Here is a 21,650-nt window from a genome sequence, read left to right as displayed (position 1 = left end):
CCATGATCACTACGCTCATTGGTCACCCTCAGTTAACTACGATCGTCGTGCTACGCATGGTGGCATACGATGGCGGGGTGCCGCCACTGAACTCTCGGCGCAGGGCTGACCTGGCCGATGCCGCCCTTGCGCTACTCGCTGAGGCGGGTGTGCATGGCGTTACTCACCGTGCTGTTGAGAAGCGAGCCGGCCTGCCAGCGGGCACGGCCTCCAACTACTTCCGGAGCCGCGAGGCGCTTCTGGTAGCCGCCGCCGAGCGACTGGGCGACCTGCACTACGCCGACATGGAGGCGGCGGCGATCGAGCACCGACCGGCAGCGCGTTCAAAGCGGCAGCAAGCCACGGACCTGATTGCCCACTCGCTGCTGGACGCGGCGACAATCCACAGAGTCCGATATATTGCGATCTTCGAGCTACGCATGGAAAGCCTGCGTCGGCCAGCGGTCGCCGTGGCGATGACCACGTTGTTCGAACGATCAGTCGCCGTCACCACCAGCCACCACGCAAGCCTCGGTCTTGACATTCCCAAGCGTGCGGTGCCGATGATGCTGACTCTCTACGGCGGGGCTTTGTTCACCCTGGTGACCAGCCCACCCGAACACGTCAGCGCTGACCTGGTGTGCGACATCGCGGCCGGCATCGTCGATGCGGCCCTCGACCGGTGAGGTGCGCCGCGGCTCGGTGGTTGGCCGAGCCGCGGCGCTGTGGGTGGTTGGTGGGTTTGTTATCGGTTGGTCAGGGGTGTGGAGGCGGTGACGTTCTGAGTGTGGTGGAGGGCGTCGTACCAGTGTTGGGGTGTGCCGCCGGTGATGGTGGATGTGGTGCCGGCTTCGGGTAGGCCGCGGGTCACGGTGGGTTGTGTGAGCCAGTCGCGGGCTGGTCGGGGGGTGGGGCGGGTCAGGTCGAGGTAGAAGCTGTCGTGGCTGACCTGGGCCAGGGGTGCTTCGAACCAGTTGGGTAGGGCGGGGGGCAGGGTGGCCTGCTGGGCCGGTGGGACGAACATGGTGCCTTGGTCGAAGGTGTATCCGATGGTGATGTAGCGGTGTGTGTACCAGCGGTCGAGGTAGGAGCCGACGGGTGCGAACCGGGCTGCCGGGTTCGGTCCGATGTTGATGGTCACCTCGGGTGCGGTGGTGGTGTGTGCCGCGGCGGCCCAGTAGATGACCCGGTCGCTGCTGTACTGCTGCCACCAGCGCAGGTTCTCCGCGGCGCGGGCGTCGCGGTAGGCCAGGACTTCGTCCTCGGGGATGCTGAACGCGGTGTAGAACGAGCGGATCTGGCGGGCGTGGTGCAGGACCAGTGCGTAGTCACGGTCTGCCGGGCGGTGGTCCAGGTTGTCGACGAGGTCGAACAACGCGTTCGCGGCCCGCAGGTAGGGCGTCTGGTCATCCACGTTCCGGTAGAAGTCCAGGTACTCGCCCATGTTGTCGTCCGGTGGGCAGATCTGCTCCAGGTACGCGTTGACCGCGGGCAGGTGCTGCGGGGCCCGCCGCGCGACGTAGTCGCGGACCGCGTGGTAGGCCAACGGACGCGTCGCGAAATACTCCGCGCCGACGAAGGTCACCTTCTCCCGATGGGTGCGGTTGTACTCCCGCAACCACGACAGCAGCGACGCGACCTGCTCGGTCCGCGCCTCCCGGCTCATCTGCCCGACCAACGCGTCCCGGTCACCGCGACGCCCGTGGATGTAGTCGTTGATCTGGACACCCAACGTCCAGTCGTCCTCCCACGCCAACGTCCGGAAACCCCGCTCCGCAACCAGATACCGCACCGCCCGACTCTTCTGATCGGTCAACTCCGCGATCCCGTGAGCGGTCTCCCCCAACCCCACCACCGTCGCGCCCCGCGTGAGCGCACCCAACCGCGCTAGATCCCGACCCGAACCGGACTCCACCGCCGCCCGTTCCAAATACCCATCCAACGAACCACGCGACCCCGCCACAGCCGAAGACGCACCCACCCCCAACAACCCCGCCGCCACCACCACAACAGCCAAACCCCGATACCCACGCCGCAACACCACACAACTCCTAACCCGTCGAAAAATCTGATACCCGAATTCCACCGCACCCTCGATCCCCGGGAATCCGCACACCAACGACATTCCTCGTACGTAACCTGACGTACGCGTGCACCTGTGCGGTCGCGGGTCACGTTCGCGAATCGGCGCGACAGAGTACGTCGTGCGTCGTATGTGACCGCCACGAACATCTGATTGGATTGAATCTGACCACGAGCGGCCAGCACCACGTGCGTGCTAGTCGGTGTGTGAGGTGTCGGATTATCGTGCCAACAAAGACCTTTGACTATGTTGTCATCGGGGGCGGTTCGGCGGGCTCGGTGCTCGCCTCCCGGCTTTCGGAGGATCCCGCCGTCCAGGTCCTGCTGCTCGAGGCGGGCGCGTTTCAGGGCCCACCCGCCATGGCGCTGGCGCCGGCGTGGTTCTCGCTCATCGGTTCGTCGGTGGACTGGAACTACCGCACGGTCAAGCAATCGGGGCTCGGCGGGCGCCGCGTCGCGTACCCACGGGGCAAGGTCTTAGGCGGCTCCAGCAGCATCAATGCGATGGCGCACCTCCGTGGCGCCCCGGCCGCGATCGACGCGTGGGTCGCGGCCGGCGCTCTCGGGTGGGGCTACGACGACCTGCTGCCGTACTACCGGCGAAGTGAGCGGGCCGAGGGGCGCGACGATGACTACCGCGGAACCGATGGACCTGTCCCAACGCGACCCGTGACGAAGGTTCACCCGTTCGCCGCAGCCTGCCTCACCGCCCTCGCCGCCCTCGGTTACCCGGTGGTCGATGACCTGAACGGCAAGCACCACGAAGGCGTCACCCGCAACGAGCTGACCGCAGTCGACGGAGTCCGGGTGTCCGCTGCTGACGCCTACCTGCGGCCCTTCGCGGACCGCCCCAATCTCTCGATTGTCACCGAGGCGCTCGTCGAGCGCATTCGCCTCGTCCGCGATCGGTGCGAGCTCGTCGACTACCGGACGGACGGACAACGACGCACTGCGGCAGCCGGGCGTGACATCGTGTTGTGTGCCGGCGCGATCGGAAGTCCGCACACGCTGATGTTGTCCGGCATCGGGCCCGCGGAGCACCTCGGCGAACACGACATTGATGTGGTCGTTGACGCGCCGGGGGTTGGTGAGAACTTGGCTGACCACACCATTACCCCTGTCGCCTGGGACTCGATCAAACCCATGGAACCTGGCGTCAACCAACACGGCGATGTGGTCGCAGCCGTTCGAAGCGGCGACTCTTCGCCGTACCCCGATGTTCACCTCATCTGTGTGGATGTGCCGCTGGCTGCGCCAGGGTCCGATGTCAAAGCATCGCGCCAAGGATTTTCCATCAACGTGGGGGTGCTGAACTCGCGTAGTCGCGGCAGCGTACGGCTGGCATCGGCGCTCCCGCAGGCGGCTCCGCTGATCGACCCGGCCCTGTTTACTGACCCGCAGGACATGAACACCCTTCTTGCCGGCGTACGGATCGCGCGCGAGGTGGTGGCGTCCCCGGCCCTTGACTCGTGGCGGGGAAGAGAGATCATTCCCGGACCCGTGACGGACGACGGTTTGCGCGCGTACGCCCGAGATTTCACGAGTACGTACTTCCACCCGAGTGGTACCTGTCGAATGGGGACGGACACGGATGCCGTCGTCGACCTGAACCTACGGGTCCGCGGGGTCGACGGACTTCGAGTCGTCGACGCCTCGGTGATGCCGTCCATCCCGGCCGCCAACCTCAACGCGACAGTGTTGGCGATCGCTGAGCGAGCCGTGGACATCATCAGGACAGATGCCGCGGCTCCATGACAGAGCGCCTTCTGTCATGGAGCCGCGGCTGCCGGGCTACGCGATCAACGGCGGACCGGGTACCTGAGGTGAAGTGCCCGGTGCCCCTGGATGACCACCGGATCCTCGAGGAGGAGGTGGCCCTGCTTCGGCTTGGCGAAGTAGGGGATGCCCTCGCCGAAGAGCACGGGCACGAGACTGACGCACACCTCGTCCACCAACCCCAGATCGAGCGCCTGCTGCGTCACGTTCGCGCTCGCGATGGTGACGTCCTTCTTGCCAGCAATCTTCTTCGCCTCCGCGATCGCCACGTCGACCGCTTCGACGAAGATGGTCTTCGGCCATCGCTCCTCGGCGTTCGCAGGAGGCTTGTGAGTCACGACGACGACGCGAGCGCCACTGGGGTGACTGTCGTCCCAGCCGTCGGCGATATCGAACAGACGGCGTCCCGTCACGAGCGCTCCGGCGCTTTCGGTCAACTCCCGCAGAGCTTGCGCGCTTGCCTCGTCGACGTCGAAGGTGACATTCTCATAGTGACTCGGCACGGATACGTTTCCGGCCGTATACCAGTCGAAAAGTTCACCAACCTGATTCTCGGGATCGGCGATGTAACCGTCCAGAGACATCGTCATGTGGCTGAAGACCTTGCTCATATGGACCTCCTTACAAGTTAGAGCGAGCGGCGAACCGGCCAGCTCTGCTTGCCGCCCCAGCGTTGGCTGATGCGTCGTAACCAACACTCAACCACGGCTTGTCGCGCATGGCGTACGTCAGTTGACGTACATCCGCATCGAAACCGGGAAGACGACACCGTTTCGCGTTCGGACTACGGCGGATAGCCCACGTTGAGCGCCGCTATGCACATGTATATTCGGCACCTTTGAAACAAGTGGACCCGGCGAAATCTATCAGCGGTCGCTTTCATCTTGGTTTCACCACCTGTCCCCGAAATATCGCGGCGGGCAGGGACGAGCGCTTGTTCTTTGTGGGGTATTCGCGCGGCGCGGACCTAGGGTGCGTCTCTTGGATCATGCGCGGGTCCAGAGCAGGATTGCGGCCAGGGTGAGCGCGGCTTGGTAGTGCACGGCGAGTCTGTCGGTGCGCATGGCCAGGCCGCGCCATTATTTGAGTCTGTTGATGCAGCGTTCGGCGATGTTGCGTTGCCGGTAGGTGTGTTTGTCGAACGCGGGTGGGCGGCCACCGCGGCTGCCGCGCCGTAGGCGGTGGGCCTGTTGGTCCGCTGGTTGTGGGATCGTCGCGGCGATCCTGTGCTGGCGCAGCCAGCTGCGGATCGCCCGGGACGAGTACGCCTTGTCGGCCAGCACCCGGTACGGGCGTTGACGGGGACGCCCACCGCCGAGCCGGGGGACCGCGATGGCGTCCATGACCGCGGTGAACTGTGGTGCGTCACCGGCCTGCCCCGCGGTGACGAGCAGGCTCATCGGCCGGCACCCGGACTCGGCGGCGAGGTGGACCTTCGTGCTCAGACCGCCACGCGAGCGGCCGAGGCCGTGGTCGGCGGGCTCACCGACGCGAGGGTGCCTTTTCCCGGCCGTAGCCCGGCCGCGTGCTGGTGCGCGCGCACGACCGTGGAGTCCGCAGCCGCGACTGGTACGGCAGCGGCGATTCGTGATCATGGTTGGGGTTCGTGGTTGAGGCGTCGGTTGTCGTGCGCTTGTCTCGCGTTGGCCTGGTGGCGGCGGCGCCAGATTGACCAGCGCAAACGGTGGGCGGTGCTGCGGGTCGACCGGATCAGCAGGATGTTGATCAGGCGGCGGATCTCGTTGACGGTCAGCCTGATCAGGTTGGGGCGCTCGGTGTCGTCGTGCGGGGCGGGTTCGGCGGCGCGGATCGCCAGGATGGCGAGGGCGGCCAGGGTGGTGAACCGGTGCCACGAGGTCCAGCGTCGGGGCTGGTGCTGGTCGAGGCCGACCTGCCTTTTGGCGGCCTGGAAGGACTCTTCCACGATCCAACGAACTCCCGCGACGTGCACGAGTTGGGCCAGGGCGACCGGGCGTGGTGTCCAGCAGCGGTAGAGCGCCAGCTCACCGGTGGTGGTGTTGCGGCGGATCGACACGCTGTGGCGGCCGCCGTCGTCCGGGTCACCGCCAGCGCCGACGTCGGCGAGCAGGCGCAGTCGTAGTAGCGGGGTCACGGTCGCTGGTCCAGGACTCGGGCAGGTAGATTCGCCGGTCGATGAGGGTGTGATCGCGGCGGCTGGCATAGGCGAGGAACACGCCGACCTGCGCGTTCTCGATCCGCCCGGCGGTGCCGGTGTACTGCCGTCTCGTCTACGACCAGGACGCCGTCGGGATCGCCGAGCCGGTCGGCGACGACCTGCCGCTCGTCGTCACGAATCATGTCGGCGTCCCATTTGGCCCGGTAGAGCAGGCGTTCAACGTGTCCGGCCGGGCGTGTCCCGCCTGCTCAGCCAGCTGCCAGCAGGTATTTACCGCAAGGTCTGCGAGCAGCCCGGTGATGAACCCGGCCGCTGCCCGCCGCGGCGCGACCCGGGCAAACCGGTGCGCGAACGAGTCGATAACCAGGTCCCTGATCCGCTGCCACCGGGCAGCGTCCACGCTGTGGCTCTCGGCCACCGCAAGGTCTGATGCTGCGTCCACACCGGACAGACGATCATGCGGTGGCCGTCCTCGTTCAAGCGGTATCCGAGGTCACCTAACGAACGGCCGCTGCCGTACTAGCCAGTCCATTTCGCCGGCAGCGTCCGCGTCGGCCTGTACCGCCGTCAACGGTCGTTGCCACGTGCCGTCGAGAGTCCAGCGGCGAAACCGCGAGTACGCGCCTTTCCACGAGCCGAACTCGGTCGGCAGGTCCCGCCACGGCGACCCGGTTGAGCTCGACTGGTTGGTCGCGGCAGTGGCCGAGTAAGAAGATTCACCTGGCGGCCGACTCACGCTGCCGGCGGCTGAGCCTGCGCGTGACCGCTGGCTAGGCCGGTGACTCCCACAGTTCACCGCCGCTGCGCCATCCCGGAATCCGGGCAACGATGCCGCAGCCAGCCGATCAGCAAGCCCACCGCCTGCGCCGCGGCCGTCACGGTGGCCGCCCACCCACGTTCGACAAGCACGCCTTACGACAACGCAACATCGCCGAACGCTGCATCAACCGGCGTAAGCAATGGCGCGGTCTCGCCATGGGCACCGACAAGCTCGCCGTTCACCACGCCGCACTGACCCTCGCCGGGATCCTGCTCTGGACCAAACCATGATCCCGAAGACGCCTGAGGTGTACGGCCTGACGGGGTGGCTGCGTAGGTCGGCGCAGGGCCCCGTACCGGCGGTACGCGGGAGTGCGTACTGCAAGTGTCGTCGCTCGACCGTCTCGCATTCGTTCACGAAAGCCGAGGCTATTCCCCAGACGGCGCCCAACAGCGGGCCGCGGAACACGAAATGGGGAACACAATGTCTGCGCCCACTCTCGACCGGCCAACCAGCTACGACCGGGTTGACACGTACCACCGCCCTAGCAACCGCCCGACTGACCGGATCGTGGACGCCGTCGCCGGCGGGCTGGCCCGTTACAGCATCACCATGCTGCGGCTGAGCCTCGGCATCACGTTCTTCGCGTTCGGCGTGCTGAAGTTCTTCCCCACGGCCAGCCCGGCCGAGGCACTGGTCGAGCGCACCATCAACACGCTGACCCTGGGGATCGTCGAGGGCCGCACGGCGGTGCTGCTGACCGCGGTCATCGAGTGCTTCATCGGCATGACACTGATCACCGGCAGATTCGTCAGGACCGGCCTGGTCGTGCTCGCGGGTGCACTCGTCGGGATCATGTCGCCGCTTGTGCTCTTCTTCACCGACATGTTCCCCGACGGCACACCAACCCTCGAGGCACAGTACGTCGTCAAGGACATCGTGCTGGCCGCCGGCGCCCTGGTCATCGCCGCCGTGGCACTCGGAGCGCGACTCGTCCGCCGATGATCCCCCGCCGCGGCCGCGCCGCCCTTACCCAGGGCGGCGCGGCCGCAGTGTCGGTCCGGACGATCGATACCGACCACCCCTGAACCCTCCGATGTTGTTGAAACCTTTTTGAAGGCCCGATCGTGATCCCATACGTCGGGCTCGGTCAATGGCTGGCCGGTCGCATCGCCGGCCTTTCGAAATGGCAAAGGCGGCGCCTCTTCCTTTCTGAAAGGACCGCTCCATGCCGGATGTCACCCGGGGACTTCAAGGGCTGCGTGCGCTGGTGGTGTTGGCCTGCACCATGTCGGTTGTCGGCACGTCCGCGGTCGCAGCGCACGCTTCGGAGGATCCTGTAGGCACATTGGCTTGTTCCACGATCCCGTCGACCCACGATCTGAATGTGACCAGGACCGTCTACCGCGTCGGCGCCAACCGAGGTGTCTCAGCACGGTTGATGTTGGCCGGATTCGAAACCGGCTGGGTCGAGTCCCACATGAACAACTTGAACTGCGGGGACTCCGACTCACTGGGAGTGTTCCAGCAGCGGCCGAGCCAGGGCTGGGGCACCCCACAACAGATCATGAATGTGACGTACGCGGCGAACAAGTTCTTCGATGTGGGCGAGGTCGAGGACCGCAACTGCGCTTCCTGCACCGCGGGCCAGATCGCCCAGCGGGTGCAGCGGTCGGCCCATCCGGAACGGTACGACGCCGCGGAGGCGAAAGCCCGGGCCCTGCTCGCCGAGGCGCGCCGCGGAGGCTTCGACGACATCGGTGTGTATCGGCCGGCCGAGGCGCGGTTCTATCTCAAGGGCGGGGAGATCGTGCACCTCGGCAATCCCCACTACGAGCCGCTCATGGGCGACTGGAACGGCGACGGTGTGGACACGCCCGGCGTCTTCCGGCGGGACCAGCGCACCTTCTTCCTCAAGAACACGAACACGAGCGGGGACGCTGACGGGGCTTACGCGCTGGGCAACTCGACGGACATCCCGGTCGCCGGTGACTGGGACGGGAACGGCACCACCGGCATCGGTGTCTTCCGGCCGTCGACGGGGACGTTCTATCTGAAGAACCGATTTGAACACAGCGGCAACGCGGAGATCACGGCTGTCTTCGGCACCGCGGGTGACATACCCATCGCGGGCGACTGGGACGGCAACGGTACGGAGACGATCGGTGTCTACCGACCGAGCACCCGGACGTTCTATCTCCGGAACGCCAACTCCACCGGCGGTTCGAACGGCCAGTTCACTTTCGGAAACCCCGGCGACGTGCCCATCACCGGCGACTGGAACGGGGACGGGTATGACACGATCGGCGTCTATCGGCCAGCCAATGGCTACTTCTACCTGAAGAACGCGAACAGCAGCGGCGGCGCGGCGAACCTCACCGTCCACTATGGAAGCCCTGGTGACCGCCCGATCAGTGGCCGTTGGCGCTGACCGCGGACGCACGCGTGGGCCGGGATCGCCGCAGGTAGATGCCGGCGATACCCGGCCCAGGTCGCTCCCGGCCGCGTGCTGAGCCGAGCAGCTTGACGGGCTCAGAAGTCAGGGTGCTTGAGTACGGGAGTGGCGTACCAACGGTCGAACCACTTTTGGGTTGCCGGTCCCCAGACCGACACACGGACCTTCCGAACCGAGTAGCCGATCGTGTGCCGTAGGCAACGGCTCGACGAACGGGTCTCGTAGTTGATCGGCGCTGCGGAGCCGGAGGGGTCGACTTCCAGCACCGGCACCAAGCCGTCCTGCTCACTGGTGTTACAAATCTGCATGACCTTCGTGTGGTCCGCGTACACCCACAGATCAACCGAACCGATGCCGCGAGCTTGCCAGGTCAGACGCCATGGGGCCACTCGCGCACCAGCATAGGACGCGGCGACGCCAACCTCCTCCGGCAGTGGCGGTGGCGGGGCAGCCTGGGCTGCCCCAGGGGCGGCGAGCGCCACCGACGCCACCATCACGGCCGCGGCCGCTATGCTCACCAACGTTCTGCCGGTGCGTAGTCGATCGGAACCGAACCTCACTAATCCTCCTAGGCGTCATCAGGCGAACGCGGGCGCGAGTGATCGGCACGCCGCGCCAGCCAAGAATTCAAGCTCGCCGGCCCTTCACAACGGTTTCACCTGTCGTCGCACGAACGGACGTGGCCCGAAAACGAAGACCGAAAGCGAACAGAAGGCGGGCACTGGCAGGATCTCCCCGACCTGGACGACGACCACCTGGCACGTTGTGCACGCCGCGTCATCGCAGCACGACTCGGTCCAGGCTCGATGTCCTCGACGTAGGTTCTTCGAGAAACGGGTGCTCGACGATGCCAGTTCGTGGGGAACCGAAGTGGGTCCCGCCGCCACAGCGCACCTTCACCCCACCGCATGCCGTTGAGGTTCGCACGACCACGGCGCCATCCCGGGTCCGCCGGCTCGGCACGTTGGTCGCAGTAGCCATCCTCCTGGCGGCATGCGACACGCAGGACCCGGCGCCTGTCCCGCCAACCGCGCCACCCACCGCGACAGGGATGGCCTGTGCCGACGGGTTCCGGCTGACCGCCGGCCCGGTCGAGGGCGCTTCCGGCCTGCGCGCGATGGGCATCGTGTTGGAGAACTGCGGCACTCGCCCGTACACCCTCGAGGGATTCCCGGCGATCCGAGTGCTGGACACCGACCTCTCCGCGGTGGCGGTGACGGTCGGCAACGGCTCGCAGCCGGTCAGCGCACCGGACGCGTGGGACGCCCCGCCGCAACAGGTGACGGTCCCACCGGGCGGGATCGCTCGGTCGAGGGTTCTCTGGCGCACCACCACCACCGAGGGCGACGCCGTCGACGCCGCACACTTGGCGGTGACGCCCGAACCAGGCGCGGCGGAGCAGCTCGTCACCCCTGACGGAGGTATCGATCTCGGCACGACCAACCGACTAGCCGTGAACGCTTGGTCCGCCGCTTCATAGGCCGCAGGGCAAGCACACCGGGTGTCGCAGCTGTCTCAAGGTTGAACGGTGACAGAGGTCGGAACTGCTGAGGTTTCCGCTGGGACCGGTGTTGGATGCGTCGGTGCAGGCGACGAGGGCGCTGGCGCCACGGGCCGGGGGGAGTCTCCCGACGCTCCCACGATCGCAAGCCCGCCAGCCGCCAGCCCGGCGACCGCCGCGGCGGTCGCCAGCGCGATCCGACCGACCCTGCGCCGGTTCGCGTGGGCCCTCACCTCCTCCACAGGCGGCGGAAGGAAGGCCAGGTGCCCCGCCCGCTGGTACGCCTCCAACAGTCGCGCCACGCTGCGCTCGGCCTCCGAGGCCGGATGTTGCTGGGTCATGACGTCACCGCCTACGTTCTTCGGACCCGAGGTGAACGGCGAGCTGGGCGCGGCCACGATGCAGCCACGACAGTACGGTTCCCCGTGGAACGCCGATATCCGCAGCGACCTCGGCGACTGGCATTCCCGCCAGATAATGCAGCACGATCGCTCGCCGGTGGCGGTCCGGCAACTTCCGCAGCGCGGCGACGAGGGCTACATGGTCGGGGTCAAGAGCTGGCTCGACCTGCGCACTGGCGTATCGGCGAAGAATCCGCGCAGCCGCGCTCACCCGCCGCAGGCGACTCGTCGCTAGATTCCAGGCCACCCGCCGTACCCAGGAGACCGGATCCTCGTACTCGCTGACGACCGACCATCGCTGCCAGGTTCGAACAAACGCCTCCTGCGCAACGTCTTCCGCCTCAGCACGATCACCCAGGTACGCATGCAGCTGGCTGGTGAGCCGGCTGTAGGACGATCGGTAGAAGTCGTCAAACTCGGCCAGTGGCTCAGCCGGAGGCTTATCGGCCGCCAGCGGCACCGGTAGTTGACGCCTGCCACCCATCTACCGCACCGCCATCCTCGTGAACCAACACCGACCATCTTGGCCACGCGTCTACAGGTCCATCGATTGCAGAAAGAGAGGTATTCCTCACGACACAATTGAGGCGGTTTCCCCGGCGTGTGAGTACCGAGTCCAGCGTCGCGGTTCGCGGCGCACCAGCATCCGAGGAAAGGTAAACACATGCGTGTCCGCGTAGCGGCTACGACGGCGGCCCTCATCGGCGCCGCAGGCTTGGCGCTGTTCATGTCCCCCGCATTCGCCGGCTCGGGCCTTTCGCCTGCCACCTCGGTGCCGGCGAGCCCGAGTCCGGTGCCGGTGAACCCGAGCCCCGTCCCGGTCAAGCCCAGCCCGGTGCCAGAACTCCCGACGTTCGGACCTGGCGACCCCAGCCCGGTTCCTGTTCACCCCATCTCGAACTAGTTGCCATCCGATGGGGTTCGGGCACGCCAGCCGGCTGCCCGGACCCTTGTTGGGCGGCACGAATCCTACGGGGGCGGTAGCGACTGCAGGAGTTGCCACACCTCCACGGAACGCGGATGGCCCAGCTCTGACAGCGTGCGATGCGCTTGCTGCCAACGTTGGCGAGCAGCTTCAGTGTCGTTGAGCCCGTGCGCGGAGTGACCGAGCGCGACCAGCACGTCGGAGGTGCGTAGCTGGTCGTCGGTCGTTCGCTGGAGCAGATCCAATGCGCGCAGGCCGTAATCCGCGGCACGGTCGTATTCCTTGAGATCGTTGTGCACGGCCGCAAGATAACCGAGCACAATCGATTCGCTGTGCTCGCTTTCGATGCGCTGACAGAGCTTCAGCGCATCCAACAGATCGGACAGGGCGCCTACGAGGTCACCGGTGCGGCGCTTCATCTCGCCGAGGTTGGTGATGGTCGCCGCCTCCCGCGCGGCGTCGCCGGTCGATCGGCTCAACAGACTCGCCTTCTCGGCACAGGCGATGGCGTCCTCGTAGCGGCTCAGCTCGGCGTAGACCACCGCGAGGTTGCCGAGACTACTGGCCTCGCCGCGGAGGTCGCCAATCTCGCGCCGCACAGTGACGGCACGCTGGTAACAGGTGATCGCCGAGTCGTAGGCAGCCGTTTCGGCCAGCGCGACTCCAAGCCCGCTGAGGGCCTGTCCGAGCGCGATCTTGTCGCCGCAGCGTTCGGCGGCCGCGACGGCCACGTGGTGGGAGTCGATCCATTCGGCCCATCGTGATCGCAGGCTGAAGCAGCCCCATGCGGCGACCGGGATGGACCACGCGAACACGTCCATGCCGCGTTCGAACGCCATGTGGGTGGCCGTAACAAGAGTGTCGATCTCGGTGTCGAACCACGCCAAGGCGGCCGCCGTCGAGCCGAAATCCGGTGCCATCGGCGCATCCGCCGGCACGTCGACGCGCTGGCGGTGGCGGTACGCGCATCGGTCGGCACGGTCCGCGGCCACGGCATAGTAGGCAAGGAGTCGCCGCACCGTTTCTTCCGTTTCCGTGGGGTGGCGCGCAGCCTGCTGACGTGCGAAGAGGCGAAGCAGATCGTGTAGTTGATATCGGCCGGTCTTCAGTTCGACGACCAGGTGGGCGTCCAGCAGTCCCTCGAGGGCGTCTTCGACCGCGGCGACGGACAGAGCGCACGCAGCGGCCACGCTCCGCGCGTCGAACCGGCGGCCGGGATGCATACCCGCTGCTCGAAAAACCCGCCGCTGTGAGTCGGACAGTAGCCGGTGGGACAAGCTGAACGCGGCGGCAACCCCGCGTGCTCCCAGGCGGAGCTCCGTGAGCCGCCGGTGTTCGTCGCGAAGCCGTGCGGCGAGCTCAGCGGCGCTCCACGCACCTCGGTGCCGCAACCGTGTCCCGGCGATGCTCAGCGCCAGCGGCAGCCCGGCGCACAGGTCCAGCACCTGACGAACATCCAGATCACCCAAGGGTCGCCCACTCGCCCGACGGAGCAGGCTGGCCGCATCGGTGGCCGGCATGGGGTCGACGGAGACCACCGCTGTCGCGTCGAGATCGGTAAGCCGGTGGCGGCTGGTCACCATCACCGCACAGCCAGCGCCGCTGGGTATCAAGGGACGGATCTGCTCGGCGCTGGTCGCGTCATCGACAACGAGCAGGATGCGCCGACTCATCGTCAGCGTTCGCCACCGCGCCACGCGTTCGTCCAGCGACTCGGGAAGTTGCTCGGGGACGACGCCCAGCGCCCGCAGCAGGTGGCTCAGGGTCTCCGCCGCCGTCCGCGGCTCTCGATCCGCTGTGTGACCGTGCAGGTCGGCGAACAGCACCGCGTCCGGGTACGTGTGGGCGACGTGGTGAGCGACGTGAACGGCCAGAGACGATTTTCCGATACCGGCCATACCGTCGATGGCGCACACGGTCGTGGCCGGCCGTGGAGCCGTGAGAACGTCGAAGAGGCGCATCACCTCGCCCGTACGACCGATGAAGTCGGGCAGGTCGCGAGGCAGATCGCTAGGAGCTACGCGAAAGATGTCGTCGGGCCTGGCGTCGCGCTCCGCTTTCGCGGCGTTCTCGAGCCTGGATCGGCGGTCTCCGGTCAACCACATGGCGTCGCAGAGCAGGCCGACCGAAGTCGGCGGCGGCAGTGCGTGCCCCGACTCCATGGCATACACGGTGAGGTGACTCAAGCCGACCCGCTCCGCCAGGGCGTCACGGCTCATCGCCAACCGCTCCCGATTTTCACGCAGCATCCGGCCAAACGATCCATTGTGGTGACTCTGAGGCAACTGGGTGCGCGTCGCCCGCCCACGGAGGGCTGTCAAGGTGGGATCACCGCTGAGCATCCGGCGGTGCAGATCGCGGACAGCAGGAGTGGGCTCGGCGCCAAGCTCCTCCGCGAGGGTGCGATACAGCCGTTGATAAGCCGCGAGCGCATCCGCCTGGCGGCCGGACCGGAAGAGCGCGGTCATGAGATGACCCCAGAGCCGCTCTCGCAGCGGATACCGTGCGGTCAGCTCGCGCAGCTCCGCGATGAGGTCACCGGCCGGTTCCAGCTCCAGGTCGAGCTCGATCCTTCGCTCCTGCGCGGCGACGTACAGCTCCGTCAGACGCGGCGACTCCACCATCTCGAGCCACGGGGAGGTGACGCCGTCGAATGGGTCTCCACGCCACAAGGCCAGCGCCTGCCCCAACCATTCCCGCTCCACCGCCGGGTCGGTCGCGGCCGCGGCCATGTTCAGCACCTGCCGGAATCGAAGCGCGTCCACATCGTCCGGGGCGATCTGTAGTCGGTAGCCCGCCGGGACCGTGCGGATGTTCTCGAAGCCGATCACACGGCGCAGTCGCATCACATGGATCTGCGTGGTCCGGCGGGCGTCGACAGGTGGGGCCTCACCCCACACCGAGTCGGCCAAGCGGCTGATCGTCACGTCGTCGCCGGCGGACATCGCCAGCACAGCCAACAGCGAGCGAAGCTTGGCCGGTCGTAACGTCAGCGGCCGGCCATCCACTGAAACGGCCAGGGGTCCCAGCACGTCTACTGTCAGACGCGCCGTCACACCGGCCATCGCGGGTTCTCCGCCTTGCCATTCATCGGATGCGGCGGCACGACCGCTGCTCTGGCCATTCGCGACGCCCGTACGCCGGGCCCGTCCGTAGCCATAACAACTGGATCCAACACGACGGCGCTTTCAGATGGCTTTCACGCGGCCCAGGCGCCCGCGAGCCGCGCCGGTCGTCGTCCGGCGCGGCTCGGTCAGACGCTATCGCCCAGGGCGATCTCAGCAGGGCTGGCGCGGAACGTCCGAGACGTCGCTGAGCCCAGCGTACGTGCCGACGGCGCGATAGAAGAAGACACACCCATAGGCGTTGTAAGCGTCGGTGAACCAAGCCGTACCGCCCGGCGCGTCCGGGCTGGACGGATTCGTGGCAACGGTCTCCACGGTCTCGAACGGGCCGCTCATCGACGTAGCCAGCTGCAGGTCCACCATCACCTGACCGGTGCAGCCACCTTCCAGCCGCGCCGCCGCGAAGAACGCCCCCGCGCTGTAGCCCACGTTGCCGACGCGCAGCGTGCAACTGGCCGCCTGCGCCGGTTGGACGGGCGCGGTGACTAGTAGGGCGGTGGTAGCGAGCGCCAGCGCGGTCGAAGCCAATGTCGTCAGTCGCATCTACGGTCCTCCATATCGAACGGCGTAACATGCTTACCTCGTCGCGCCTTCAAACCGACGTCATCTCTCTTCGGCCGGAACACGTCCTCGAATTAGGCGTTTGTCCTCAACTACGAGGGTTGCGGCCCACGGCCGAGCGCTCCAGCCCTATGAGCAGCGCCGATGCCGGATCAGCAAGATTTTTTCCGGCCCTCCCGCTGGTGGTATTCGGCCGTCAGCGTGTGCCAGTATGCGTAGTAGAGCGATCGTAGTGGTAAGGAGAATCCAGATGGATGTGGTGATCGTGGGGGCGGGGGTCGGCGGGCTGGCGCTGGCTCACGGGCTGGTCGCCGACGGACACCAGGTGCGTGTCCTGGAACGCGCGCCTGAACTGCGCACCGACGGCGCCGCCGTGACGATTTTCAGCAACGGCATGGCCGCTGCCGCTGGTCTGGGAGCGTCCCTGGACGGCCTGGGCGGGCCGATCGAATGGCTCGACTTCGAAATGCCAGACGGCCGGGTGTACGGGAGCACCGATATCAGGGTGCAACACCGGCTGACTGGATTCGGGGTGGCGACGATCCCACGATCCACGATTCTGTCGTGCTTCGCCGCTGGCCTCCCGGACGGCACGATTTCGTACGGGCATCCCGTCGATGACATCTCCGATCTGGGCGGCGACGTCGTGGTCGGAGCGGATGGATACCGATCAGCCGTGCGTCGGGCCGTGCTCGGAGATAAGCCGGCAGCAAGCACCGGCTGGACCAGTTGGCAAGGGCTCACCTACACGCTCCCGGATTTAGCCAAGGGCACCCACGCTCGATGCGTCGTCGGGCCGGCTGGGCTCGTTGGGCTGATGCCCGCCGGCGACGGGTTGTTCCAGTGGTGGTTCGACGTGCCTGACGCGCCGCCCTCCGGTCGTCCGGTCGAAGACTGGCTGGGTGAGAGGTTCGCCGCGTACACCGGGCCCGTCGCCGAACTACTCGACAACCTCGGCCCGGGCGACGCCCAGGAGTATCCACACGTCGTGCATTCGGTGCCCGACGTTTGGGGCCGCGGGCGCGTGACTCTTCTCGGCGATGCGGCGCACGCTTTCCCTCCGTCGCAGGCTCAAGGGGCTAACCAGGCGCTGGAAGACGCTTGGTTGCTACGCCGGGCCCTGCGCGGCGACGACGTCGAGGCCGCGCTCCGGCGGTATGAAGGAACACGAGCCCGGCGCGTGCGACGGATGTCACGGCTGGCGGCCAGCGAGGTGACCAATCGCCCGCCCGGCGCTGCGGCCCGGCTGCTCGGAAGCTTGCTCTCGCCCGCGGCAACTGCGCGTTTGCAGCTCGCGATGATCCGCCGGAGCAGCAGCGTGCTCAACCGCGACAACGTATGACCGCCAGCACGCGTCGAGGCCTCGGCAACGCGGCCGGCGAACCGGAGCGGCAACGATGAAGCTGAACTGAACATAGGCGTCCGTACTGTGAATCGCGGCCCTGGCTCCGGTGCGGTCGGACGGTCCCCCCACACAGGTCCGACCGCACCGGCATACGACTCGAGGTCGTGGACCGGGCTCACCAGTACCTGTATGGACGGCTGTGGAGTCGTGCCACTGACGGCTCCGACGTCTGTTCCAGCGCGCCTTCGGCGGTGTCGCCGGCACAGAAGCATTGCCGCGCGCTCACGATGCGCCGGCTCCACCGACTCCCCGCTCGCCGCAGACCCGGCGGCGCAAAGGCCGTCGGCTTCGAGAAAGGAACAGGACATTGACAGCTCAGCAGATCGACCCGATAGACCGGACCGGCGTTGGACCACGCCTGATTGTGCCCGCCGCGGCATTCCTCCTCCTTTACTTGAGTGTCGACTTCGTGTCGCCCAACGTCGCCTCCTCGCCAGCGCCTAGGCCCAACGCGCCAGCTGCGGAGGTGCGGGCCTGGCTCGTAGAAAATCCGCTAGCCATGTCGTTGACCTCAGCCCTTCAACTGGCGTCAGTGGTCGCCCTCGCCGTCTTCGTGGTCGCGCTCGGAAGTGTCGCCGGAGCGGCGTACCGGGCGCGTGCCGCAGGGCTGATAGCTGCGGCCTGCATGGTCCTGTCGAGTCTCCTTGGCTGGGTACTGGCGGCGGTCGCACCGTCGGTCTCTGACGGTGTCGCCGGTGGACTGCGAACCGCCAACTTCATCGCAGGCGGCACGGCACACGTGGCCGCCCTGGGCGTGTTCGTGCTACTGGCCTCCCGGCTGGATCTGTTCGGCAGAGGAATGCGCGTGTTCGCGTGGGTCGCAGCGGTCCCCGCAGTGGCTTCACTCGTGTCCCTGGCGGTGTATGAAGGCGCGGCGCTCATCCCGCTCGGCCGCCTGCTCTGCATGATCTGGATCGTGGTCGCAGCCATCACCGTGTCCGTCCGCGTCGCCCGACGCCAGCAGGTGCGATGAGAGCAGGGCAACGTGCGAACTGAACCCGCTACCCCCCAGGCCGCCGCGCGTCATGCCCCAGGCATGCCGCGGCCCTTGCGGAGAGCAGCGCTGATCGTTCACATCGTGGCCGCCGGCGCCTGGATCGGCATCGACGTGGTCGTAGCTACCCTGGTGCTCGCCGGGCGGTTCGGTGGCACTGACCAGATCCGGGCGCTGGCCTACCAGGCACTCGCCACGTTCATCATCTGGCCCATGCTGACGGCGAGTCTGATCTGCCTGGTGTCCGGGCTGATTCTCGGCCTGGGCACCCGGTGGGGACTGATCCGCTACTGGTGGGTTGCGGTGAAGCTGGTACTCAATGTGGTGCTGTGCGCGCTGATCGCATTCCTGCTGAGACCGGGCATGGCCGATGTCGCCGCCTACGGCCGCGCCCTCACCGTCGGAGACGGGGATCCATCCACGGTGTCCGCGTTGTTCTTCCCGCCCGCCGTCTCACTGACGGCGTTGACCATCGCAACGGGACTCGCCGTGGTGAAGCCATGGGGCAGGATCAGGAAGGGAGGTGGGCGTCGAGGGCGAGGGCAGACACGTCAGGCCTGATCATCAGACGACGCTCGGCCATGGTCATACGTCGATGCGCATACCGCGCGTGAAGATCACCATCTGGTTGCCGCCTCCGCGCTTGGCCCGATACATCGCCGTGTCAGCACGTCGCAACAGACCTTCAGCGTCTCTCGCCGCGGGATCGCGCCCAGCGGCACCGATGCTCGCGCCAACCTTGATCTCTTCGCCGTGGACAACGCATGGTCGTCGGATCATCTCCAGCATCGTCCGTCCAATTCGGTAGAGGGCTTCTAGGGACACGTCGCGGATGAGGACCGCGAACTCGTCACCACCGAATCGCACCACGCTGTCGGTTGAGCGTACGCACTGCCCGAGTCGATCAGCGATCTCACGCAGCACCAGGTCGCCCGCCGCGTGGCCCTTGGTGTCGTTGACGGCCTTGAAGCCGTCGAGGTCCACGAAGAGGACGTCGAACTCTTCATTGCGGGCCAGAGCCTTTTCCAGCTGGTCCAACAGAACGAGCCGGCTCGGCAAGCCGGTCACGGGATCGGTCAGTGCCTGCTCCGCAGCCTCGCGGACCTTCGTGTCGGTGAGGGCGACGCTGACCTGGTCCGCGAACATGAGGAGCATCTGCTCCTGCGCGGACGAGAAGCGGTGGCCGGGAACGAAGCTGATCACCGCCAAGCTACCGACGATCTCGCCGGCGTTGCGAACCGGTGCGGACATCGCCGACCGTGCTCCAATCTGCGCCAGGCGTGGCATAGCGTACGACTCGCTCGGGTAGTCGTCTGTTCGGACGAGGCGGCCGAGGCGATAAGCCGCGTAGCCGATACCTCTGTTCAGATGCGGTGGGTGAAAGCCGCGGGTCACGTCGGCTGGGGACATGCTCTCAGCGACGAAGCGGAGCAGGCCGACCTGAGCCAGGTGCAGGCTCGCCAGCTCGGTGTCGAGCAGGTCACGCGCGGCCTCGGTGACGGTATCGAAGATTTCCTGAAGCGGCTCGCCGTTGGCGATCGCTCTCTGGACTCTGGCGATATGGTCGACCACTCGCTGGCGCTCATTCGGCAACGCGACCAGATGGAACTGGCGAAGAGCCATGCCAAGTCCCGCGGCAAGGCAGTCAACTACCGCCTGGTCGTCCTTGTCGAACGGTTCCCCCTTGACCCTGGCGACGAGGAGGCGGAGATCGCCGTCATCGTGGCCCCGGACAATTGCCACGACGGCGGGACGCGGACCTTCGCCAGGGACGTCGACGGTATCGTCCCCGGCGCGTGCTTCCGTCATACGCCCGAGGTTGTCGGAGCTACGGCCGACAACGTCCACGTCGCCGGTGGGATCGATCAGCACTGCCACATCGGCGCCGAGGATTCGCATCGCGGCCCGCACAGCAACCGCGCGGGCCGACTGCTCGTCATTTTGCCGGCCGAGGGTGTCGAGGTGGTCAGCCAGGCGAGCGAGCGAGGTGCGTCGCGACATTAGTCGACTCCCTGCGGCCTGACCACCACTTCACAATAGATTTGAACCAGGGCTGGCGTCAGGAATCCGGGCGAGGCGCAGAACCCCCTGTATCCCCTCTGCCTCGCCCCTCGTGAACCTCATACGTCGCGTATGAAACGGGCGGCTCGGTACGGCTAGCCCTACTCGGCAGACGCAAGCTGGCGGGATTCAGATCTGGTCCACCGATGCCTAGCTTCGACGCATGACAACAGCCCGTGTTTCCGACCGTTCATCGAGCATTCCGAGCCGCCCCAACATCGGTCGTCAGCTGTTGGTCGATTCGGCGTACGTCGTCGTGGGTTTCCCGTCCGCGGTGGTTGGTTTTGTCGCTGTCATTGTGGCCCTTGTCCTCAGCGCCGGACTTATGGTCGTGGGTATCGGCCTGCCGGTCATGGCGGGGGCAATGTTGCTTGCTCGGGTTTTCGCGGACCTTGACCGAGTCGCCGTCGGCCCCGTTCTCGGCACAGCGCAAGCGCGGCCGCGGTACCAGTCGGCCGCCCCGGGCGCCGGCGTTTTCAAGCGCGTCGTAGCTGTCATCGGCGACAGCCAGTCCTGGCTGGACGCGATGCATGCCCTGGTCAAGTTCATCGTGTCGATCTTCGCCTTCACGGTGACCGTCGGCTGGTGGGCGGCTGCGCTCGGCGGCCTCACCTGCTGGGCCTGGGACTGGGCCATCCCTCGCGGTCCCGACAACGTGGACCTCAACACGATGATCGGCCTAGGCAGTGGCACCGGTCCGCGCCTGCTCATGTACATCGCTGTCGGGGTGTTCTGCGCGCTCAGCCTGCCGATGGTGGTTCGTGGGGTCGCCCTGCTGCAGGCCAACGTGAGCAGAATGATGTTGACGGGTGTCGCGTCCGCACGTGAAAGCGCCATGAAAGCGCCCTCTGGTTTTATCGGCTGACTAGGCAGGGCGTCGGAAACGAACATCGCCGTTTTGCGACCCGTAGCGACCTCGAAGGCGCTAGAAGTCCGATTCAGCAAGGGTAACCTCGCGTGACAAGATCCTCTGCACATAGATTTCGTTATCTCTCCGCACTAGCCAGCTTCGTCCTGGCGTATGTCGGAGTTTCTACCGTGGGCTTCGCCGTGTACCTGATCATCTCTCAGGCAATGGGATCGTCTCCCTGGGATCAGGTGGAAGTCAAGGACAACGATGCCTACAACTTGACCGAGCGATATCTACCGCTCATCAACCTCGCAGTCTGGACGGCCTGCGCGGCCCTCTACTTCCGGCGACCCCAAGCGGTTACCACCAATGCCGCCCTACGACTCGGCTTCTTCTGGCTGGCGCTGGCGGTCCTCGCCGACTGGATCGGCTTCGTAGTGCTCGAACACCCGCTTGCGGTCGACGCGGAGGGCTTCTACGTGGCCCAGGCGCCTTGGCTCTATATGACGTATGCGGCCGTCTTCGTCGCGCCGCTGCTGTTTCGGTGGCGCTCAAAGCGGAAGGCGTAGCCGCTCGAGCGGGAGCGCTGCTGCCCCGATGGGACATTCCGGGCAGGTGTAGTGCTGTTCTGATTTGGG

Annotated in this window: 19 protein-coding genes and 2 pseudogenes; 11 read left to right on the top strand and 10 right to left on the bottom strand. The window is 66.6% G+C overall.

Annotated elements, in window-relative coordinates; genetic code table 11:
* Positions 1–2: 2 nt before the first annotated feature.
* Positions 3–665, top strand: coding sequence for a TetR/AcrR family transcriptional regulator (locus Asi02nite_RS34885; protein ID WP_203718300.1), 663 nt, complete (start codon positions 3–5; stop codon positions 663–665).
* A 59-nt stretch (positions 666–724) separates the two neighbouring features.
* On the opposite strand, the gene Asi02nite_RS34880 is transcribed toward Asi02nite_RS34885, so the two are convergent.
* Positions 725–1,771: an erythromycin esterase family protein gene (locus Asi02nite_RS34880; protein ID WP_203718299.1), complete on the bottom strand. Its 1,047-nt coding sequence runs from the start codon at positions 1,769–1,771 to the stop codon at positions 725–727.
* Between the two features lie 515 nt (positions 1,772–2,286).
* Here Asi02nite_RS34880 and Asi02nite_RS34875 point away from each other — a divergent pair.
* A complete protein-coding gene (locus Asi02nite_RS34875) occupies positions 2,287–3,816 on the top strand; it encodes a GMC family oxidoreductase (protein WP_203718298.1) in 1,530 nt (509 codons plus the stop codon).
* Positions 3,817–3,860: 44 nt separating this feature from the next.
* Here the strand turns inward: Asi02nite_RS34875 and Asi02nite_RS34870 are convergent, their stop codons facing one another.
* The 4 genes and pseudogenes from Asi02nite_RS34870 to Asi02nite_RS42475 all read right to left on the bottom strand — a co-directional run.
* Positions 3,861–4,448: a dihydrofolate reductase family protein gene (locus tag Asi02nite_RS34870; RefSeq protein WP_203718297.1), complete on the bottom strand. Its 588-nt coding sequence runs from the start codon at positions 4,446–4,448 to the stop codon at positions 3,861–3,863.
* A 468-nt stretch (positions 4,449–4,916) separates the two neighbouring features.
* Complete coding sequence (locus tag Asi02nite_RS34865; RefSeq protein ID WP_203718296.1) at positions 4,917–5,432, bottom strand: transposase; 516 nt, start codon at positions 5,430–5,432, stop codon at positions 4,917–4,919.
* A pseudogene (locus Asi02nite_RS34860) lies at positions 5,429–6,335 on the bottom strand (transposase). Before Asi02nite_RS34860 ends, Asi02nite_RS34865 begins: the two are co-directional and overlap by 4 nt.
* 198 nt (positions 6,336–6,533) lie before the next feature.
* Positions 6,534–6,710, bottom strand: a pseudogene (locus Asi02nite_RS42475) (transposase); the annotation flags it as partial.
* Between the two features lie 92 nt (positions 6,711–6,802).
* Here Asi02nite_RS42475 and Asi02nite_RS34850 point away from each other — a divergent pair.
* The 3 genes from Asi02nite_RS34850 to Asi02nite_RS34840 all read left to right on the top strand — a co-directional run bounded on the left by Asi02nite_RS34850 (position 6,803) and on the right by Asi02nite_RS34840 (position 9,165).
* The gene (locus Asi02nite_RS34850; RefSeq protein ID WP_203718294.1) at positions 6,803–7,024 is read left to right on the top strand and encodes a transposase; all 222 of its coding nucleotides are present in this window, start codon (positions 6,803–6,805) and stop codon (positions 7,022–7,024) included.
* A 193-nt stretch (positions 7,025–7,217) separates the two neighbouring features.
* On the top strand, positions 7,218–7,739 hold the full coding sequence (locus Asi02nite_RS34845) for a DoxX family protein (protein WP_203718293.1): 522 nt from the start codon (positions 7,218–7,220) through the stop codon (positions 7,737–7,739).
* Positions 7,740–7,962: 223 nt separating this feature from the next.
* Complete coding sequence (locus tag Asi02nite_RS34840) at positions 7,963–9,165, top strand: hypothetical protein (protein ID WP_203718292.1); 1,203 nt, start codon at positions 7,963–7,965, stop codon at positions 9,163–9,165.
* A gap of 101 nt (positions 9,166–9,266) precedes the next feature.
* Here the strand turns inward: Asi02nite_RS34840 and Asi02nite_RS34835 are convergent, their stop codons facing one another.
* On the bottom strand, positions 9,267–9,671 hold the full coding sequence (locus Asi02nite_RS34835) for a hypothetical protein (protein ID WP_203718291.1): 405 nt from the start codon (positions 9,669–9,671) through the stop codon (positions 9,267–9,269).
* Between the two features lie 569 nt (positions 9,672–10,240).
* Between Asi02nite_RS34835 and Asi02nite_RS34830 the strand changes: the two genes are divergently transcribed.
* Entirely contained in the window at positions 10,241–10,669 is a 429-nt protein-coding gene (locus Asi02nite_RS34830; RefSeq protein ID WP_203718290.1) for a DUF4232 domain-containing protein, read from the top strand.
* 366 nt (positions 10,670–11,035) lie between these two features.
* Here the strand turns inward: Asi02nite_RS34830 and Asi02nite_RS34825 are convergent, their stop codons facing one another.
* The 3 genes from Asi02nite_RS34825 to Asi02nite_RS34815 all read right to left on the bottom strand — a co-directional run bounded on the left by Asi02nite_RS34825 (position 11,036) and on the right by Asi02nite_RS34815 (position 15,684).
* Positions 11,036–11,575 (bottom strand): RNA polymerase sigma factor, encoded by a 540-nt coding sequence (locus Asi02nite_RS34825; RefSeq protein WP_203718289.1) that lies wholly within the window; start codon positions 11,573–11,575, stop codon positions 11,036–11,038.
* A 485-nt stretch (positions 11,576–12,060) separates the two neighbouring features.
* On the bottom strand, positions 12,061–15,081 hold the full coding sequence (locus Asi02nite_RS34820; protein WP_203718288.1) for an AfsR/SARP family transcriptional regulator: 3,021 nt from the start codon (positions 15,079–15,081) through the stop codon (positions 12,061–12,063).
* 213 nt (positions 15,082–15,294) lie between these two features.
* Positions 15,295–15,684: a hypothetical protein gene (locus tag Asi02nite_RS34815; RefSeq protein ID WP_203718287.1), complete on the bottom strand. Its 390-nt coding sequence runs from the start codon at positions 15,682–15,684 to the stop codon at positions 15,295–15,297.
* Positions 15,685–15,952: 268 nt separating this feature from the next.
* Between Asi02nite_RS34815 and Asi02nite_RS34810 the strand changes: the two genes are divergently transcribed.
* The 3 genes from Asi02nite_RS34810 to Asi02nite_RS34800 all read left to right on the top strand — a co-directional run bounded on the left by Asi02nite_RS34810 (position 15,953) and on the right by Asi02nite_RS34800 (position 18,662).
* Positions 15,953–17,044 carry an FAD-dependent monooxygenase gene (locus Asi02nite_RS34810; protein ID WP_203718307.1) on the top strand — a complete coding sequence of 364 codons (1,092 nt, stop codon included), beginning with the start codon at positions 15,953–15,955 and terminating at the stop codon, positions 17,042–17,044.
* 370 nt (positions 17,045–17,414) lie between these two features.
* The gene (locus Asi02nite_RS34805; RefSeq protein ID WP_203718286.1) at positions 17,415–18,080 is read left to right on the top strand and encodes a hypothetical protein; all 666 of its coding nucleotides are present in this window, start codon (positions 17,415–17,417) and stop codon (positions 18,078–18,080) included.
* Positions 18,081–18,185: 105 nt separating this feature from the next.
* Positions 18,186–18,662, top strand: a complete 477-nt coding sequence (locus Asi02nite_RS34800; protein ID WP_239127452.1) for a hypothetical protein — start codon at positions 18,186–18,188, stop codon at positions 18,660–18,662.
* Between the two features lie 24 nt (positions 18,663–18,686).
* Here Asi02nite_RS34800 and Asi02nite_RS34795 read toward each other — a convergent pair whose 3' ends face one another.
* Entirely contained in the window at positions 18,687–20,102 is a 1,416-nt protein-coding gene (locus tag Asi02nite_RS34795) for a sensor domain-containing diguanylate cyclase (RefSeq protein WP_203718284.1), read from the bottom strand.
* Positions 20,103–20,325: 223 nt separating this feature from the next.
* Between Asi02nite_RS34795 and Asi02nite_RS34790 the strand changes: the two genes are divergently transcribed.
* Complete coding sequence (locus tag Asi02nite_RS34790; protein ID WP_203718283.1) at positions 20,326–21,027, top strand: sensor domain-containing protein; 702 nt, start codon at positions 20,326–20,328, stop codon at positions 21,025–21,027.
* A gap of 185 nt (positions 21,028–21,212) precedes the next feature.
* Positions 21,213–21,581 (top strand): hypothetical protein, encoded by a 369-nt coding sequence (locus tag Asi02nite_RS34785; RefSeq protein WP_203718282.1) that lies wholly within the window; start codon positions 21,213–21,215, stop codon positions 21,579–21,581.
* Positions 21,582–21,650 lie beyond the last annotated feature (69 nt).

The sequence above is a fragment of the Asanoa siamensis genome (genome assembly GCF_016862555.1).
In the GTDB taxonomy this organism is placed as follows: Bacteria; Actinomycetota; Actinomycetes; order Mycobacteriales; family Micromonosporaceae; genus Asanoa; species Asanoa siamensis.
The sequence above is the reverse complement of the archived record's forward strand: the minus strand, read 5'-3'. Positions and strand labels throughout refer to the sequence as shown.

Excerpts from the sequence above, each read along its gene's own strand:
- Asi02nite_RS34790 (WP_203718283.1), top strand. The coding sequence starts at position 20,326 with ATGACAACAGCCCGTGTTTCCGACCGTTCATCGAGCATTCCGAGCCGC.
- Asi02nite_RS34850 (WP_203718294.1), top strand. The coding sequence starts at position 6,803 with ATGCCGCAGCCAGCCGATCAGCAAGCCCACCGCCTGCGCCGCGGCCGT.
- Asi02nite_RS34840 (WP_203718292.1), top strand. The coding sequence starts at position 7,963 with ATGCCGGATGTCACCCGGGGACTTCAAGGGCTGCGTGCGCTGGTGGTG.
- Asi02nite_RS34825 (WP_203718289.1), bottom strand. The coding sequence starts at position 11,575 with ATGGGTGGCAGGCGTCAACTACCGGTGCCGCTGGCGGCCGATAAGCCT.
- Asi02nite_RS34810 (WP_203718307.1), top strand. The coding sequence starts at position 15,953 with ATGGATGTGGTGATCGTGGGGGCGGGGGTCGGCGGGCTGGCGCTGGCT.
- Asi02nite_RS34870 (WP_203718297.1), bottom strand. The coding sequence starts at position 4,448 with ATGAGCAAGGTCTTCAGCCACATGACGATGTCTCTGGACGGTTACATC.
- Asi02nite_RS34820 (WP_203718288.1), bottom strand. The coding sequence starts at position 15,081 with ATGGCCGGTGTGACGGCGCGTCTGACAGTAGACGTGCTGGGACCCCTG.
- Asi02nite_RS34885 (WP_203718300.1), top strand. The coding sequence starts at position 3 with ATGATCACTACGCTCATTGGTCACCCTCAGTTAACTACGATCGTCGTG.
- Asi02nite_RS34865 (WP_203718296.1), bottom strand. The coding sequence starts at position 5,432 with ATGATCACGAATCGCCGCTGCCGTACCAGTCGCGGCTGCGGACTCCAC.
- Asi02nite_RS34845 (WP_203718293.1), top strand. The coding sequence starts at position 7,218 with ATGTCTGCGCCCACTCTCGACCGGCCAACCAGCTACGACCGGGTTGAC.
- Asi02nite_RS34795 (WP_203718284.1), bottom strand. The coding sequence starts at position 20,102 with ATGTCGCGACGCACCTCGCTCGCTCGCCTGGCTGACCACCTCGACACC.
- Asi02nite_RS34815 (WP_203718287.1), bottom strand. The coding sequence starts at position 15,684 with ATGCGACTGACGACATTGGCTTCGACCGCGCTGGCGCTCGCTACCACC.
- Asi02nite_RS34830 (WP_203718290.1), top strand. The coding sequence starts at position 10,241 with ATGGCCTGTGCCGACGGGTTCCGGCTGACCGCCGGCCCGGTCGAGGGC.